This is a genomic window from Flavobacterium xizangense, assembly GCF_054075145.1.
The window spans coordinates 1-284 of record NZ_JBSIPG010000065.1 but is presented as its reverse complement, the minus strand read 5'-3'; the positions used below and the strand labels follow the sequence as shown (position 1 = coordinate 284).

The following is a 284-nucleotide window of genomic DNA, read 5'->3' as shown; positions in this document are numbered from 1 at the left end:
AGAATATGGCGGAATGCCGGGTGAAGCTCCGTTAGAAATTGCTGCGAGTACTAAAATTACTATTCCTGTAGCAACACAACCTCTAATTCCTAGTGCAGTTTGCGATTCTGGAAGTTTTACTTTGAATTCGACAACAACTGCTGGAGCAACGATAAGATGGTTTGATGCAGCTGTTGGCGGAAATTTATTGGCGACTGGCCCAAGCTACACTACTCCAACAATAACTGCAACTACAACTTATTATGTTGATGCTGGCTGTGAATCGAATCGTAAATCAGTAACGG

1 protein-coding gene is annotated in these 284 nt (G+C 42.6%); it reads left to right on the top strand.

Features of this window, described 5'->3' with window-relative positions; translation table 11 throughout:
* A partial coding sequence (locus tag ACWA1B_RS22530; RefSeq protein WP_456910829.1) for an immunoglobulin domain-containing protein occupies positions 1-284 on the top strand: 284 nt, incomplete at both ends.